Origin of the sequence: Pseudoalteromonas luteoviolacea DSM 6061 (assembly GCF_001625655.1) — a bacterium.
Lineage (GTDB): Bacteria > Pseudomonadota > Gammaproteobacteria > Enterobacterales > Alteromonadaceae > Pseudoalteromonas > Pseudoalteromonas luteoviolacea.
The window spans coordinates 134,132-150,251 of sequence record NZ_AUYB01000140.1 but is presented as its reverse complement, the minus strand read 5'-3'; the positions used below and the strand labels follow the sequence as shown (position 1 = coordinate 150,251).

Below are 16,120 nucleotides of genomic sequence, written 5' to 3'. Positions count from 1 at the left end.
AGATTGGAGCGGCACACGAGGTTCGAACTCGTGACCTCGACCTTGGCAAGGTCGCGCTCTACCAGCTGAGCTAGTGCCGCTTCATACCCGCTCTGGACACATCTCAATAAATATTGAACTTGTCCTTTCAAGCGGGGCAGGATTCTACAAGATACGAAAAGCTTTGCAAGTACTTTTTTTAAATTTTGAAGAATTTTTGCTGATAAACCTTCAACTCCATGATGGAGTCTTTGATATCGTCCAATGCCAAATGCGAGCTTTTTTTCTGAATATCCTTCAACAACTCAGGTCGCCAACGACGCGCCAGTTCCTTAATGGTACTTACATCCAAGTTGCGGTAATGAAAATATGCCTCTAGTTCGGGCATATACTTATGTAAAAAGCGACGATCTTGGCCAATTGAATTACCACACATGGGAGATTTTCCAGGTGGGACCCACTGTTTTAAAAAATCGAGTGTTTCTTTAACAGCATAAGCTTCATCAAAAGTACTCGCTTTACAGCGAGCGGTAAGACCTGAACGACCGTGTTGGTTGGTACACCACTCATCCATGTTGTCCAGTAAGTCATCGCTTTGATGTATAGCAATTACAGGGCCTTCCGCTAACACATTGAGATCAACATCAGTGATCACCGTAGCGATTTCGAGAATTTTATCTGTTTTAGGTTCTAGCCCTGTCATCTCTAGGTCGAGCCATACCAAGTTTGATTCATGAAAAGACATACACTACCTTAGCGGTACTTTCCTTTAGATCCAATGCAATTAGATATATCATATTAGCTTCATCACTCGACCAAAAGCTTTTTTTTACAAAGCGGGGCAATTTTATTGAGTTATAGCCTATGAATGGCTTATACACCAATCATTCGCAATAATTCGTCTCGTGAGTTTATTGATATGGCAAAACGTAAAAAACTCAGTCATGGCCAATCCAGAAGGATTAAGGCCAACCACCAAAAGCGTTTGGCTAAAGCCAAACATAATGAAAGCGCTGAATTGCAATGGCAATCAGATAACTTAGGCCCCACAGAAAATGCGACTGTTGTTAGTCGCTTTGGTCAGCATGCAGATGTCGAAGCTCAAGATGGCGAAGTACTGCGCTGTAATATTAGACGTACCGTAGGCAGCATAGTATGTGGCGATAATGTCATATTTCGTCGCGCCAAAGTAAGTGAAGGCGACCTTGCTGGCGTTATTGAGGCCGTAGAAGAGCGACGCTCACAGCTAACTCGTCCTGACTTTTATGACGGCGTTAAAGTTGTTGCTGCAAACATCGATCAGATCCTCATGGTTTCTGCGGTAGTGCCTGAATTTACACCTCAGATCATCGATAGATACTTAGTGGCATGCGAAGACATGGGTATTGAGCCAATTCTCATCCTGAATAAAATAGACTTGCTCGATGACGAAGGCCTCGAATACGTGGATGATGTGCTTGATATTTATCGGGAGCTTGGATACCAAGTCCTGCTTGTCAGTAATAAGTCAGGAAAAGGGATAGAAGAACTTAAATCTCTGTTGGTAGACAAAAATAACATCTTTGTTGGTCAATCCGGGGTGGGTAAATCTACGCTTGTGAATACAGTTCTGCCGGATGCAGGTATCTTAACACAAGAAGTCTCCGAAAATAGTGGCCTCGGTCAGCACACCACCACGGTTTCCAAACTTCATCATTTACCTAGCGGCGGAAACCTGATTGATAGCCCAGGGATACGCGAGTTCGGACTCTGGCACCTAGAAGTTGACCGGGTAACATGGTGTTTCAAAGAGTTTCGAGAGTATATCGGTGGCTGCCGATTTAGAGACTGTAAACACTTGAATGACCCCGGCTGCTTAATTTTAGAAGCAGTTGAACAGGGCAAGATTAGCGAATTGCGCTTTGATAGTTACCACCGTATTTTGGAGTCGATGGCCGACGGCCGCGCAGGTGCACGGGCGCCAAGAGTTTGATACTATTCCTTACCGGTTTTAGATAATTACGATTTAAATAAGCCAAGCGATAACTTAATAACGTTTGGCACATACAACTCAGGAAAATAATGTGAACTTGGATAAAATCAAAATTGCATTGCAATATGCGCTCCCTAAACATGCTGTTTCACGTTTGGTTGGTAAGCTAGCAGCTGCACAAGCAGGTGCCTTGACCACGCAGTTGATTAAGCTGTTTATCAAGCAATATAAGATTGATATGAGCGAAGCACTGTATGAAGATCCCGCGCATTATAAAACTTTTAATGAGTTCTTCACTCGCCCACTAAAACCTGGGATCCGTCCGCTAGCTAGCGAAGCGCATATTTTGGCTCACCCTGTAGACGGCGCTATTAGCCAACTGGGTGACGTAATTGATGGACAAATCATTCAAGCAAAAGGTCACGATTATAGTTTACAGACTTTGCTTGGTGGCAGTGAGCAGGATGTGGCGCCATACGATGGCGGAAAGTTTGCCACGATATACTTAGCGCCTAAGGACTACCACCGTATTCATATGCCTGTTGATGGTGTGCTGAGAAAAATGATTTATGTACCTGGTGATTTATTCTCTGTAAACCCGCTTACCGCGCAAAATGTTCCAAACCTATTCGCGCGCAATGAACGCGTAGTTGCAATCTTTGATACCGAAATAGGACCGCTTTCAATGGTTTTAGTAGGTGCAACCATTGTAGCGAGCATCGAGACTATTTGGGCTGGGACAGTTACTCCACCAGCAGGTAAAGATATCTTTAGTTGGAATTACCCAGCTGAGGGCGACAACGCCGTTAAGTTGAAAAAAGGCGAAGAAATGGGGCGCTTCAAATTAGGTTCGACGGTCATCTTGGCTTGGGGTGCTGACAAAGCAGACTTTTTAGCTGATCAACAACCTGAAACAGTAACAAGAATGGGAACCCCCTTTGCTACGATTGCAAAATAGTGTTTACCGATAAAAAAGGCCCTGCGGGCCTTTTTTACTTTCTACTCACAGCAAACTGTGCAGGATGGATCTTTGGTAAGCTGAAAGCGTCTCTGCGCGAGTGTCAGTGCGTCAATCGTCACAAAAAAGCTATCTCCTTTCTGTAGTCCTAAAATACCATTGCAAACAGCCTGCGCCTGCATTGAGCCAACAATACCAAGCAGTGGACTCATGACCCCCGCATTTTGACAATTCAACTCTACATCGATTTGCGAAGCTTCTGGAAATAAGCAAGCGTAACAAGCACTTTTTTCACGATAGTCAAAAAAGCCAAACTGGCCATTTGTCCCTTGTGCTGCACCAGAGACCAATACCTTGTGATGTCGATAACAATACTCATTAAGTAGATATCGAGTTTTGAAGTTGTCACTACAATCAACAACCCACTGTACATCAGACAGCATGGCATTAATATTGTCGGCGCTCAATCTGACATTATTGGGTACTAGCTCAATATCATTGTTAAGACTTGTGAGTACCTTTTTCGCCGCGTTACTTTTTTCTTGGCCAAGGTGATTCACTTTGTACAAAATTTGTCGCTGTAAATTAGACAGCTCAACTTGATCATCATCGAAAAATGATAATTTACCAACTCCGCTCGCTGCGAGATAAAATAGCACAGGACTGCCTAATCCTCCGCAACCAATCACAGCCACATGGGCTGCTTTGAGCTGTTTCTGGCCAGTTTCTGAAACTTTATCCAACAATAAATGGCGACTGTATCTCAACCGCTCTCTATCGCTTAGCTCTTTGCTCATTGTTCGTCAATAGCCTGTTTGAGTTCTACGATGGCCTGTTCGGGAGAAACAGCTTCTGTAATCGCTCGAACGACCGCAACACTGCCTACACCGGTTTGCGCCACTTCACTTGCGCGTAACAAATCAATGCCACCAATCGCAACCGTAGGGTAATGTGCTTTCATTAGAGGAACAAAGTGTCTCAATTTTTCAAGACCCTGAATTTGCCCTGTCATATCTTTAGTCGTCGTCGGATAAATAGCGCCAAACGCCAGATAACTGGGGCGGTAATTATGAGCACGCAGCATTTCGTAGAAGCCATGGGTAGATAAGCCCAAGCGAAGGCCTGCTTTTTGAATGGCGTGCAAATCAGCAACATTGAGATCTTCTTGCCCTAAGTGCACGCCATAAGCTCCGTGTTTAATAGCAAGTTGCCAATGGTCGTTAATAAACACTCTGCCATCATACTGTTTACCGAGTAAGATCGCTTTTTCAATATCCTGCTCTAGTGTAGGTGATTGTGCGTCTTTAACTCTGAGCTGCACGGTTTTAACACCATTTTTTAGGCATAGTTCAACCCAGTCTATCGTGTCCACTACCGCATATAATCCTAACTCCCCATCAATTGGTGAAAAACCTGCGGCGTAGTTGTAATCATCAGGTACCATAAAATCAAGTTCATCTCCCAGCCAACTACCCGCCTCAATAACTTGTGGATAGTCTTCGAGTTGATGAGGAAACGCAGTATGAGCGACCGGACCAATACCCTCACCAAAACGGATTGCAGATTTCAACCCTTTGTTGATGTAGGCCTTGCCCAAAATAAAAGCATCTTTTAACGGATAACCTTTCGATAAACACGCAGCGATAACGGAAGATAGGCTGCATCCAGTACCATGAGAATGTGGTGTGTTGATAGCTTCATTACCAAGCCAATATTCTTCATCATCATACCAGCAATAATCAATACAATAGCCTTTCGGGTAATCCCAATGTCCGCCTTTTATAACAATAGCTTTAGCACCAAAACCTCGTAGCTTTTGCCCAGCTTCTCGCACAGCTTCCGGGCCAATTAAATACACCCCGGTCAGTATCTGCGTTTCATGGGTGTTGGGTGTGATCACATCCACCAAAGGCAATAAGTGTGTCTTGATTGCATCAACGGTATCCTCTTCAGTCAAAGCATCGCCACTGGTCGCAATAGCAACGGGGTCATAAACAACCAATGGTGGAGTCTCCCAGCGGCTTTTATATCGTGTGAGATGTTCAGCTACTAGCTGGATCTGCTGTACATTAGCAAGCATCCCTATTTTGATCACCGAAGCTTTCATATCTGCTTCCAGTGCCAGTAGCTGAGATTCGATCACTTCAGTAGATACAGCATTGATCGCCTCTACACCGAGGCTATTTTGAGCGGTTAAGGCCGTAATAGCCGTGCAAGCATGTACATCAAAGCTTTGCATCGCTTTTAAATCAGCTTGAATACCTGCGCCGCCACCAGAGTCGGAACCGGCAATACTCCATACAACGTTAGACACATTGACTCCTAAAAATTCACTAATTTTGATGCCAAAAAGGCATCCCCATGGTCGGGGTCGACGGCGCAGCAACGTCTTTTTCTGGCATCGCTTGAGCCTTGTAACTCATTCGCCCTGCACTGACGGCATGTGCGAATGCACTTCCCATTGCCACAGGATCGCCTGCACCAGCTACTGCACTATTCAAAAGAACTGCATCATAGCCTAGCTCCAGAGCCTGACAGGCATGAGAGGGTAATCCCAGACCAGCATCGACTATCAGCGTTTGTTCTGGCAAACGCTCACGGATGGTTTTTAAGTTGTACGGATTGATAAGGCCTTTACCTGTACCAATGGGCGCCCCCCAAGGCATTAACACTTCACAACCAAGGTCAGCTAAGCGCTGGCACAATACAAGGTCATCAGTGCAATAAGGCAACACTTTAAACCCATCTTTAAGTAAGATGTCTGTTGCTTCCAACAAGCCAATTGGATCCGGTTGTAAGTTGTATTCATCGCCAATTAATTCCAGCTTTATCCAATCTGTTTGAAATACCTCACGGCACATTTGCGCAAGTGTGACAACCTCCTTCACACTATGACAACCGGCCGTATTGGGTAATACTCTCAGACCCGTATCTTTAATTAATTGCCAAAAATCTTCGCCAGCGGCAACCGAGTTCTGTCGGCGCAGTGACACAGTCACAATATCAGCACCAGAACTTTTAATAGCGTCTTGCATGATCTGTGGGGATGGATAAAGAGCTGAACCGATGAGCAGCCTACTGTCAAAACTCTCACCGTAAATGTTTAGCTTATCTTGCTGTGTAGTTTCCATTTATCCCCCTTGGATGGGCGACAGAACTTCGATGCTATCCCCATTTTCAGGCTGGGTTTCAGGCAGTAGTCCCGCCGGAACAAATTGTCCATTCAAGGCAACCGCAAACGGTGGTTTTGCCCCTTTGTTGACGATGATTTGCTGTAATGACAAATGTGCATCCACTTGGATGTCTTCACCATTGTAAATTAACTTCATAATAGACCCTCACAAAGTGCTTGCTGGACGACTACAGGGGCAAGTAGATAGCCATGCCTGTAGAGACCATTAATTGCAATCACATTGTCTTTTTTCTCAATTCGCGGATGGTTATCAACGAAAGCAGGACGTAATCCAGCGCTCAAGGATAATACACGACCTTCCGCAAAGCCGCTATGGACGGTATAGGCGGCAGATAGCAACTCCAAGGTCGAACGTACGGTGATTTCTGCATCGTCTTGAGATTCGACTTCAGTTGCACCAATCACGAACTGATGATTTGGTTTTGGCGCAATATATATCGGGTATCTAGGGTGCATAAGCCTGACAGGACGTTGTAAAGAAACTTCAGGTGCATATATACGTGCAACTTCACCTCGCACACCGCGCAGCAGAGGATTATCCACTTTAGCCCCAATCCCTCTGCAATCGATTATCCAATCATATGCTTGGTTGTTAACACAGCCTTTAGCTACAACTGCCTCATGGCCATAATTAAACTGCACACCTCGGCGCTTTAACGTCTCATAGCTAGCTTTAAAAAACCCTAAGTTATCAAGCTGCCCCTCACAAGGTAAGAACAGGCCATGTGTAAAGCGTCCACTGAGCTCAGGCTCAAGCTCCGCAATCATGCGTTGATCAGCAGAGTATGGGTGATGGCCGTCAAGTGGTTTCAAGCGCTGTTGAAAGCTCTGTAAGTCACCCCGATCTTGCTGATGGGCAACGATCAGACTCCCCGCTTGCTGAAAGAACACCTCTTGATCGAGCTTTGCCAATAATGTAGGCCACATTTCGATGGCATCAAGCCCTTGCTGCGCCAACGCTTGTGAACAAATCACAGACTCAGCCAGTGGTGCTAACATTGCCGCTGCCAAAGTACCCGCACCTGTTTGTCCATCTTGCCGATCTTTCTCGAAGACCGTGATGTCATAGCGCTCTATCAACTCCAGTGCAACGATCCGACCAACGAGACCAAACCCGACGATAGCCACACTAGGCTTTTTACCAAGTTCTGACATGAAATACCCTAAAAAACGCACCACTTGCTTTAACAAATGGTGCCGGCCTTAGTATTAGATAGCTTTGTGATAAATCTCAGAGCCACTACTTTTGAACTCTTCAGATTTTGCTTTCATTTCGGCTTCAACATCAATCATCTTGATTTCGATAGCATCACCGACGTTATTCGGATCAATGCCCTGCGCTTCAAGCTCTTTCGCATAATCTCTGACGTCTTGAGTGATTTTCATAGAACAGAATTTAGGACCACACATCGAACAGAAGTGCGCCACTTTACCAGACTCTTGCGGTAGCGTTTCATCATGATATGAAAGCGCTCTTTCAGGGTCTAAGCTCAAATTAAACTGATCGTGCCAGCGGAATTCAAAACGCGCCTTTGACAACGCATTATCTCGGATCTGTGCACCACGGTGACCTTTTGCCAGATCTGCCGCATGGGCCGCAATCTTATACGTGATTAATCCCTCTTTCACATCTTCTTTATTTGGTAGGCCTAAGTGCTCTTTTGGCGTCACGTAACACAACATTGCCGTGCCGTACCATGCGATTTGGGCTGCACCTATACCTGATGTGAAGTGATCATAACCTGGTGCAATATCAGTTGTTAACGGACCAAGAGTATAGAAAGGCGCTTCATGACAATGCTTTAGCTGCTCATCCATGTTTTCTTTGATCATGTGCATCGGCACATGCCCAGGGCCTTCAATAAAGACCTGAACATCATGTTCCCAAGCAATCTTAGTTAATTCACCCAACGTGCGCAGTTCTGACAGTTGCGCATCATCATTTGCATCAGCGATTGAACCTGGACGTAAGCCATCACCTAAAGAGAAACACACGTCGTATTGTTTCATGATCTCACAGATGTCTTCAAAATGCGTATACAAGAAGTTTTCTTTGTGGTGTGCAAGACACCATTTCGCCATAATCGAACCACCGCGCGACACGATACCTGTCACACGCTTAGCTGTCATCGGCACATACCTTAACAGTACACCGGCATGGATTGTAAAATAGTCCACACCTTGCTCTGCTTGCTCAATAAGAGTATCACGGAAAATTTCCCACGTAAGATCTTCAGCCACCCCATTCACTTTTTCAAGCGCTTGGTAAATTGGTACCGTGCCAATTGGCACAGGAGAATTACGCACAACCCATTCACGTGTTTCATGAATGTATCGTCCAGTTGACAAATCCATTACCGTGTCAGCGCCCCAACGCGTTGACCATACAAGCTTTTCAACTTCCTCTTCAATAGAGGATGTAACAGACGAATTACCAATGTTTGCATTCACCTTAACCAAGAAATTACGACCAACAATCATAGGTTCTGATTCTGGGTGGTTGATGTTATTTGGAATGATTGCTCGGCCACGGGCAACTTCTGAACGTACAAATTCAGGTGTAATAAAATCAGGGATTTCGGCACCAAAAGACTGCCCTTCATGCTGCTGAGCCAGCAGTTCTTCGCGGATTTTTGCGCGACCCATGTTTTCACGGATGGCAACAAACTCCATCTCAGGAGTTATAATGCCTTGGCGAGCATAGTGCATCTGTGTAACATTTTTACCCGGTTTAGCACGGCGAATCTTAGGTAAGTTTTCGAAACGGATATGATCTAATCCTTCATCAGCCATGCGCTGTTGAGAGAACTGAGACGTTACCGAGTTTAATAACTCCGTATCATCACGACTAACAATCCAATTCTCTCTGTACTTAGGCAAGCCTTCACGTACATTTAGAGTGAACTCAGGATCTGTGTAGGGGCCTGATGTATCATACACTCTGACTGGCTCATTTTTTTCGAAAACAGGCTCTTCCTCTGTTCCACCCACAAATGAGTCGCTTAACGAGATCTCTCTCATTCCTACGCGAACACCTTCTTGCTCACCATCCACATAAATCTTTTTAGAATTGGGAAATGGTTGGCCTTTTAGGTTATAGATAAATTCCGATGCCGCTTCGCGCGATTCGCGACGTGACAACTTGCTACTGTTATTTGACATGACGTGCCTCATTTTTAGTTAAGGTGTCTTGTCAGAATTCCAAAAAGGAAGAGATTGGGTTCATACACATCCTCGCCATTGAATAAACCAATAACGATAAGGTGCAGATGTTGGTGGATAACTCATTAGCACGACGCTAACAAATTGCAGCTTAGGCATCCAAAGTTTGGTGATTCACACTAAGCAGCTTGTTCCCTACGCAGGCATTAACCTGATCAGGTCCACGGATCCCGCAATACAGCGATCTCAGCCCACAAGGGCACTCCGACAAGTAACGAATTGAGACAAAGTCTACTGAATGTCAGCTAATTAGTCAAAGCGCCTTTTAACTGGTCCGAAATGCCAAGCCGCATCTCCGTGTAGCACAAGTTCATTGGCACCAAACTCAATCGGTGCCCCTATTTGCAGCATATTTAAAAATGCTTGCTCTCGCGCATTAACCTTTGGCTCACAAAGTTTGCGTGTCATGCCAATATTAGACACAAATAGTTGCCCTTCTCTGATCTCACCTTGGCCAAAAAATCGATTGCATCCAGTGTGTCCATTAATCCTGAAAGCATCTAAAAACTCTATTGTAATAACGTCCTGCGCTTTTTCTGAAGCCGGTGTTTCTAACTGCCAACTAGAATATTTTAGCGAATGAGCGTTTACCGTCCCTGTATTTTTACAGCCAACAAGCAAAAGGCTCATCAGACAAAATAAAAAGGTCTTTTTCATTGGTAAACCAAACGTTTAAAAATTAAATTTAATTATAACGCTTGGTCGCACAGAATAGGCAGTAAAAATGTGTAAATAATTGCCTTTTTGTACAAAAATTAAGAAAATAGCTGTTCAATTTCCTGATGTAGGAACGGGCGACCACGTTCATTAACCGAGGTTCCCGTTACTATCGCATCCAACATGATTTTTTGGTCATGCTTTCTTACTACTCGCTGATGAAAAGCAAATTTTAGTTTGCTGACTTTTTCAGCCTCTACTTCTACATAAAACTCATCACCCGGCTTCAATGAGTCTTTGTAATTCATCTCTGAACGTATCACTACCAAATTGATTTTTTGTTCAGCCAATGCTGCAAAATCAATATTTTTGAATGCCAAAAATTCATGCCGAGCATGTTCTAAATAATTAAAGTACACACTGTTATTTACGATCCCTTGCAGATCGCATTCATAATCTCTCACTTTAAAGTCAACTTTAAACGTCATAGTTCGTCCTCTGATTAGAATGTGAAAGTTTATATCACAATTATTCAATTATGTGGTCGGGCTTTTGCTACACTAGAGCGCAACTAACACGGGACTATAAAGAAAAAATGAAGCTTAAACTCTCATTGCTCGCTATTGGTTTATCAGTAGCACTTTCTAATGCAGCGCACGCTGAACAAACAACTTCAAATCAAGAGATAGAAACAATCCAGGTCACTGGAGACTTTCAACAAGAATCTTTACTCACTCTCAGCGCCAGTGCATCAGTTTTTGATGAAACCGAGATTGAGACCCGAGGAGCAAGCTACCTCGACGAAATACTCAACAGTGCAGCCAATGTCAACTTTACCGCAGGCGCCTCTCGTGGACGCTTTGTGCAAATTCGTGGTGTAGGTCTTCGCTCACAGTTTGTCGACCCTATAACACCTAGTGTAGGGTTGCTAATAGATGGTATTAATTACTCTGGATTGGGTGGCAGTAGCCTGCTATTTGACGTTGACCAAGTTGCAATCTATCGCGGCCCACAGGGGACAAAATTCGGTGCAGACGCGATGGGCGGGGTTATCGATATGCACTCTGCAGCCGCAAGCCAAAGTAATCAGTTTAAAGTTAAATTAGGTGCCGCTAACTATGGTACTTATGAAGCGGGGATCGCGGCAGGAACTGGTATTACAGAATCTACGGCAGCACGCGTAAGCCTATACCAGAAAAAATCAGATGGGTACGTAGACAACATATTTTTAAATCAAGATACACAGGATCAAGATGAACGCGTCGCTCGAATTAAGCTTAATTCACAGCTTAGCGATGACTTAAAAATAGGGTTTACTTACCACTTTATCGATATAGACAATGGTTACGATGGTTTTACCCTTGATAACAGCCGTACAAGTGTTGCGGATCAACCGGGTAAAGATACTCAGCAAAGCGACGCTTTTGCAGTAAATATGGATTATCAAGGCTTCGACCTATTTAATCTTGAGGTCATTGCGACAGGCTTGCAAGCTGATACTGAGTACAGCTACGACGAAGATTGGACTTGCACTGACTCTTCACAGCCAGTTCTTTGCGAAGCTGGGCTTAACGAAAACTACTGGGGTGCCGCGACCGATCAATACTTGAGAGACCATGAACGAGGCGCTTTGGAAGTACGTCTAACTAGTAAAGACGCCGACTGGACTGTAGGTCTTTTCACGCAAAAATATGACGTCGATTTGACTCGACATTACTCATGGGTAAGTGATGTTTTTAAGTCGTCTAATGAAGTAAATAACCACGCTGTATTTATTCATAAAATCACCGATTTAAATGAACAAACACAACTAATTACCGGCCTGCGAGCCGAGCGCTTTGACTCCGATTACATTGACAGTAGACAAGTCAATCAGTCAACCGACGATACAATGCTAGGCGGTAAAATTGCCCTAGAATATCAAGCGACTCCTCAGACCATGATTTATACAAGTGTTAATCGTGGATATAAGAGCGGTGGTATCAATGCAGTAGCATTGGCAAGTGCAAATAACAGTACAGACTTACCTGCTAATTTTGATCCTGAATACATCTGGAACTATGAGTTTGGTGTGAAGGGACAATCAAAAGATCTTCGCCATACACTTCATATCACTGCGTTTTACATGGACCGCGATAGTATGCAGTTGAATCAAGGGTTGCAGTTAAGTGGCGCAGAATTTACTTCCTTTATCAGTAACGCAGCCGACGGCACGAATTATGGTATTGAAATCGAGGGACACTCAAAGCTTAGTGACGCGTTAAGCTTTAACTATACTGTTGGCTATTTAGAAACCAAGATTAATGACTACGCAATCACAAAAGAAGATGATCAAGGCAACGATGTACTTGTAAGTCTAGATGGTCGTGAGCAAGCGCAAGCGCCAAAGTATCAATATTCAGCAAATTTGCAGTATGACTTTTCAGAAGCTATCTCTGTACAAGTAGGCCTTGAAGGCAAAGACGATTACTACCTTTCTGACAGTCACTTTGGCCAAGCCCCAAGTCACAACTTAATTAATGCCAGCGCGTCATATTACGCGGATCAGTGGTCACTGACATTCTGGGGAAGAAATTTAGCCGATAGAGATATACCTGTAAGAGGCTTCCAATTCGAAGCCGATCCTAGGCTAAGCTATGCCGTTAGGGATTATGTACAGTATGGCGAACCAAGATTAGTTGGTATCACATTTAAATATGAACACTAATAAAAACGGCGCTTAAAGCGCCGTTTTTTCTTAATTTACTCGGGGTCTGGTAAGTTTCTACCATAGAAGACTTCTTGAATCTCGCGATTAAGTTTATTGCGAATTTCTTCTTCTTCTTCGTCCGTTAGTTCATCCGTTGTGATGCCAAATAGATACGTGTTTAAATCCGTTTCTTTCAGCATCATCTTCGTATGGAATAGGTTTTCCTGATAGACGTTTACATCAACCATTTGATAGGCATCTTTTGTATCGTCTGTCATGAAATTCTGAATAGAGTGAATAGGATGGTCGATATAGTGCTTAACACCATTGACGTCACGTGTGAAACCACGCACACGATAATCGATAGTTACTACATCTGATTCCAAAGAGTGGATCAAAAAGTTCAACGCCTTAAGCGGTGAAATAATGCCACAGGTAGATACCTCGATATCTGCGCGGAATGTACAAATACCGTCATGAGGGTGAGCTTCAGGGTATGTGTGTACACAAATATGGCTTTTATCTAAATGTGCAACCACTGAGTCTGGTAACGGACCAGGAGTTTCTTGACTGTGTGGTACCGTACCTTCAACCGGCTCCTCCGATACCAAAATCGTCACACTCGCACCTTGAGGATCGTAATCTTGGCGTGCAATATTTAATACATTGGCACCGATGATATCGACAACCTCTTTCAAAATATCGGTTAGACGATCTGCACTGTATTGCTCATCAATATATTCAATGTACTCTTTTCGCTGTTGCTCAGTTTTGGCGTAGCAAATATCGTAGATACTAAAGCTTAAACTCTTTGTTAAGTTGTTAAAGCCATGGAGTTTAATTTTATTAAAGGGCTTGTTCACGATAGACCCACCTTAAAACAAGAAAATCTGCGCTGCAGAACTAAAAGTTCGCGGATTTTATACGAAAAATAGTCGCTGAAAAAGCGTTATTTTTCTTCACTTTGTACAACTTCGTGGGTATGTGTAATTTCCACTGCTTTTTCAAGCATTAAGGCCACTGAGCAGTACTTTTCCGCAGACAGATTTACAGCACGCGCAAGGTGCTTTTCAGACACATTGTCTCCGGTAACTACAAAGTGTAGATTGATTTTTGTAAATACTCTAGGTGCTGATTCAGCGCGCTCTGCAGCCAGTTTTACTTCCACGTTGTGTACAGTCTGTTTGGCCTTTTTTAAAATGCTCACCACATCCACTGATGCACATGCACCCGCTGACATTAATACCATTTCCATAGGACTAGGTGCCGCACTCTCTGCACCAGCATCAAACACCACATTATGACCAGAGTTAGAACGCCCTAAAAACGTATCACCTTCAACCCATTTTACACTTGCTTGCATATTTTACCTTCTCAAAACGAGTAACACCGCCAAAAGGCGGTGTTAGCTTTTTTAAATCTTTATATCAGATCATTGTATCGCTGAGTCAAATAAGTTTTTAACCAATCCAGCGAACTCTTCAATAAACTCTTGCTGTTCTTCAGTCACACGCTGATCAACAACACTAGACAACACTTCCTGCAGGTCATAAACAATGCCATCGACTTCTCTAACAATCAAGCTACGCTGCTCTGTTGACAGCCCAGTATGTTGCTCACATAAACGGATCACATGTTCAGCAATCACATCCTCAATTAATTCAACAACCTTAGGTGCATTAGGCTTTACTACACCCGGCTTTTCAAACAAGGCTAAATTCTGTGTCAGATACATGACTAATTCATCATATCCTTGTTTATCTAAAACCATATATTGCCCACCCGAGTTTACCAACGACATCTCCTATTGATTTAAGCAGAAACTTGATCTGATTGCTACTTTTCAGCGCTCCAGAAAAATAAAAAAGCAGCGAATGCTGCTTTTTTAAGAATAAAGCGTGAGATAATTTCAGTGCAAAATAATATTGCGTCACGCGTTATTATAAATTACCTATTCAAGGTAATTTTAATCCAATGATAGGCCCGGACTCAAGCTTCCTGGTAATGTAACTTTTTCAAGTTCAACAGACGCCACTGGGTATGCGCAATAATCTGCAGCATAGTAAGCACTCGCACGGTGGTTACCTGAAGCGCCAATACCACCAAATGGTGCAGCACTTGAAGCGCCAGTAATTGGGCGGTTCCAGTTAACAATCCCCGCACGAATACGACGTAAAAAGTGGTCATAATCGGCTTCATTGTCACTGAGTAAACCTGCTGACAAACCAAAGCTGGTGTCATTTGCCAGTTCAATCGCGGCATCAAAATCTGTGTAACGGAAAACTTTCAATAATGGACCAAAGTGTTCATCATCTGGGAAATCTGTCACATTCGTACATTCGATGATACCTGGAGTTACAAAGCCTGTCCCTTCAGTGTGTGTTAGCTCTAACAAGCTTTCCCCACCTAGCTCAACTAGTTGTTGCTGTGCAGCAACCATGCCCGCAGCAGCTGCAGCAGAAATCATAGAGCCCATGAACGGTTGATCTTCATCATCGAAGTTACCAATCTTGATGGCTTTAGTTGCACGTAATAGTTGCTCAAGAATCGCATCACCTTGCTCACCCTGTGGTAGGAAAAGCTTACGCGCACATGTACAGCGTTGACCGCTTGAGATAAAAGCAGACTGAATGATATCGTGAACAACCGCTTTAGTATCAGTTACATCTTTAACGATTAGCGGGTTATTACCACCCATCTCCAATGCCAAAATTTTGCCAGGCTGACCCGCAAACTGCTCATGTAAGAAGTGACCAGTACGAGATGATCCCGTAAAGAACAAGCCGTCGATACCTTTGTGAGAAGCTAGCGCTTTACCTGTATCTACTTCACCTTGAACTAGGTTGATCACACCTGCTGGAAGACCTGCTTTTTCCCATAGCTGCAGTGTTAACTCAGCAACGTAAGGTGTCATTTCAGACGGTTTAAATACGACTGTGTTACCAGCAAGTAATGCCGGAACAATATGACCATTTGGTAAGTGACCAGGGAAATTGTAAGGACCAAAAACAGCAACCACACCGTGTGCTTTATGGCGGATCACTGCGCGTCCTACTGGCATTGCATTTTCAACTACACCAGTACGCTCATGGTAGGCTTTTTCTGAAATTGCAATTTTACCAACCATGGCACCAGCTTCTGTGCGAGTCTCCCAAAGAGGCTTGCCAGTTTCTTTTGCAATGGCAATCGCTAGTTCTTCGCTATTCTCTTTTAGAGTTTCAGCAAAGCGCTTCACCACGTCCAAACGCGCTTCAAACGACAGCTCGCTCCACAAGTAGTAAGCTTCACGAGCAGCTTTAACTGCACCGTCTACTTGTTCTGCAGTTGCAGCATTCGCCGCCCAGATCTGTTCGTTATTTGCTGGGTTTACAGACGCAAATTCTGCACCTTCACCAGCTAACCATTTACCATTGATAAATTGTGCTGCATGTGTTGTCATAATTCTTTCCC

Annotated in this window: 16 protein-coding genes, 1 tRNA gene and 1 riboswitch; of the genes, 3 read left to right on the top strand and 14 right to left on the bottom strand. The window is 43.8% G+C overall.

Annotation, left to right across the window (positions count from 1 at the left end):
- Positions 1-4: 4 nt before the first annotated feature.
- Both N475_RS22515 and orn read right to left on the bottom strand, forming a co-directional pair.
- Positions 5-80: transfer RNA gene (locus tag N475_RS22515), tRNA-Gly, on the bottom strand.
- Between the two features lie 98 nt (positions 81-178).
- On the bottom strand, positions 179-724 hold the full coding sequence (gene orn / locus N475_RS22510) for an oligoribonuclease (RefSeq protein ID WP_063356820.1): 546 nt from the start codon (positions 722-724) through the stop codon (positions 179-181).
- 174 nt (positions 725-898) lie between these two features.
- Here orn and rsgA point away from each other — a divergent pair, with 174 nt between their 5' ends.
- Positions 899-1,951 (top strand): small ribosomal subunit biogenesis GTPase RsgA, encoded by a 1,053-nt coding sequence (rsgA, locus tag N475_RS22505; protein ID WP_063356931.1) that lies wholly within the window; start codon positions 899-901, stop codon positions 1,949-1,951.
- A gap of 91 nt (positions 1,952-2,042) precedes the next feature.
- On the top strand, positions 2,043-2,909 hold the full coding sequence (asd, locus tag N475_RS22500) for an archaetidylserine decarboxylase (RefSeq protein WP_063356821.1): 867 nt from the start codon (positions 2,043-2,045) through the stop codon (positions 2,907-2,909).
- Between the two features lie 41 nt (positions 2,910-2,950).
- On the opposite strand, the gene N475_RS22495 is transcribed toward asd, so the two are convergent.
- The 8 genes from N475_RS22495 to N475_RS22460 form a co-directional block, all read right to left on the bottom strand.
- Positions 2,951-3,706 (bottom strand): HesA/MoeB/ThiF family protein, encoded by a 756-nt coding sequence (locus N475_RS22495; protein WP_063365998.1) that lies wholly within the window; start codon positions 3,704-3,706, stop codon positions 2,951-2,953.
- The gene (gene thiD, locus N475_RS22490; protein WP_063365997.1) at positions 3,703-5,223 is read right to left on the bottom strand and encodes a bifunctional hydroxymethylpyrimidine kinase/phosphomethylpyrimidine kinase; all 1,521 of its coding nucleotides are present in this window, start codon (positions 5,221-5,223) and stop codon (positions 3,703-3,705) included. Before thiD ends, N475_RS22495 begins: the two co-directional genes overlap by 4 nt.
- Positions 5,224-5,242: 19 nt before the next feature.
- Positions 5,243-6,040, bottom strand: coding sequence for a thiazole synthase (locus N475_RS22485; protein WP_063365996.1), 798 nt, complete (start codon positions 6,038-6,040; stop codon positions 5,243-5,245).
- Positions 6,041-6,238: a sulfur carrier protein ThiS gene (gene thiS / locus N475_RS22480; RefSeq protein ID WP_063356825.1), complete on the bottom strand. Its 198-nt coding sequence runs from the start codon at positions 6,236-6,238 to the stop codon at positions 6,041-6,043.
- Positions 6,235-7,257, bottom strand: coding sequence for an FAD-dependent oxidoreductase (locus tag N475_RS22475; RefSeq protein WP_063365995.1), 1,023 nt, complete (start codon positions 7,255-7,257; stop codon positions 6,235-6,237). Before N475_RS22475 ends, thiS begins: the two co-directional genes overlap by 4 nt.
- Before the next feature lie 54 nt (positions 7,258-7,311).
- Entirely contained in the window at positions 7,312-9,264 is a 1,953-nt protein-coding gene (gene thiC / locus N475_RS22470) for a phosphomethylpyrimidine synthase ThiC (protein WP_063365994.1), read from the bottom strand.
- 175 nt (positions 9,265-9,439) lie between these two features.
- Positions 9,440-9,541, bottom strand: a riboswitch (TPP riboswitch).
- A 32-nt stretch (positions 9,542-9,573) separates the two neighbouring features.
- A complete protein-coding gene (locus tag N475_RS22465; RefSeq protein WP_063365993.1) occupies positions 9,574-9,981 on the bottom strand; it encodes an META domain-containing protein in 408 nt (135 codons plus the stop codon).
- A gap of 98 nt (positions 9,982-10,079) precedes the next feature.
- On the bottom strand, positions 10,080-10,469 hold the full coding sequence (locus N475_RS22460; protein WP_063356829.1) for an acyl-CoA thioesterase: 390 nt from the start codon (positions 10,467-10,469) through the stop codon (positions 10,080-10,082).
- A gap of 107 nt (positions 10,470-10,576) precedes the next feature.
- Here N475_RS22460 and N475_RS22455 point away from each other — a divergent pair, with 107 nt between their 5' ends.
- On the top strand, positions 10,577-12,688 hold the full coding sequence (locus N475_RS22455) for a TonB-dependent receptor (protein WP_063356830.1): 2,112 nt from the start codon (positions 10,577-10,579) through the stop codon (positions 12,686-12,688).
- Positions 12,689-12,723: 35 nt separating this feature from the next.
- On the opposite strand, the gene speD is transcribed toward N475_RS22455, so the two are convergent.
- The 4 genes from speD to astD form a co-directional block, all read right to left on the bottom strand.
- Entirely contained in the window at positions 12,724-13,533 is an 810-nt protein-coding gene (gene speD / locus N475_RS22450; RefSeq protein WP_063356831.1) for an adenosylmethionine decarboxylase, read from the bottom strand.
- Between the two features lie 86 nt (positions 13,534-13,619).
- Positions 13,620-14,033: an OsmC family protein gene (locus N475_RS22445; RefSeq protein WP_063356832.1), complete on the bottom strand. Its 414-nt coding sequence runs from the start codon at positions 14,031-14,033 to the stop codon at positions 13,620-13,622.
- A gap of 69 nt (positions 14,034-14,102) precedes the next feature.
- Positions 14,103-14,441 carry a DUF3802 family protein gene (locus tag N475_RS22440; protein ID WP_172642397.1) on the bottom strand — a complete coding sequence of 113 codons (339 nt, stop codon included), beginning with the start codon at positions 14,439-14,441 and terminating at the stop codon, positions 14,103-14,105.
- A 195-nt stretch (positions 14,442-14,636) separates the two neighbouring features.
- Positions 14,637-16,109, bottom strand: a complete 1,473-nt coding sequence (gene astD, locus N475_RS22435; RefSeq protein WP_063356833.1) for a succinylglutamate-semialdehyde dehydrogenase — start codon at positions 16,107-16,109, stop codon at positions 14,637-14,639.
- Positions 16,110-16,120: the final 11 nt, after the last annotated feature.

Bases quoted from the DNA above. Each gene is read 5' to 3' on its own strand.
- orn (WP_063356820.1), bottom strand. From the start codon at position 724: ATGTCTTTTCATGAATCAAACTTGGTATGGCTCGACCTAGAGATGACA.
- rsgA (WP_063356931.1), top strand. From the start codon at position 899: ATGGCAAAACGTAAAAAACTCAGTCATGGCCAATCCAGAAGGATTAAG.
- N475_RS22495 (WP_063365998.1), bottom strand. From the start codon at position 3,706: ATGAGCAAAGAGCTAAGCGATAGAGAGCGGTTGAGATACAGTCGCCAT.
- N475_RS22485 (WP_063365996.1), bottom strand. From the start codon at position 6,040: ATGGAAACTACACAGCAAGATAAGCTAAACATTTACGGTGAGAGTTTT.
- thiS (WP_063356825.1), bottom strand. From the start codon at position 6,238: ATGAAGTTAATTTACAATGGTGAAGACATCCAAGTGGATGCACATTTG.
- N475_RS22475 (WP_063365995.1), bottom strand. From the start codon at position 7,257: ATGTCAGAACTTGGTAAAAAGCCTAGTGTGGCTATCGTCGGGTTTGGT.
- thiC (WP_063365994.1), bottom strand. From the start codon at position 9,264: ATGTCAAATAACAGTAGCAAGTTGTCACGTCGCGAATCGCGCGAAGCG.
- N475_RS22465 (WP_063365993.1), bottom strand. From the start codon at position 9,981: ATGAAAAAGACCTTTTTATTTTGTCTGATGAGCCTTTTGCTTGTTGGC.
- N475_RS22460 (WP_063356829.1), bottom strand. From the start codon at position 10,469: ATGACGTTTAAAGTTGACTTTAAAGTGAGAGATTATGAATGCGATCTG.
- N475_RS22455 (WP_063356830.1), top strand. From the start codon at position 10,577: ATGAAGCTTAAACTCTCATTGCTCGCTATTGGTTTATCAGTAGCACTT.
- N475_RS22445 (WP_063356832.1), bottom strand. From the start codon at position 14,033: ATGCAAGCAAGTGTAAAATGGGTTGAAGGTGATACGTTTTTAGGGCGT.
- N475_RS22440 (WP_172642397.1), bottom strand. From the start codon at position 14,441: ATGGTTTTAGATAAACAAGGATATGATGAATTAGTCATGTATCTGACA.
- astD (WP_063356833.1), bottom strand. From the start codon at position 16,109: ATGACAACACATGCAGCACAATTTATCAATGGTAAATGGTTAGCTGGT.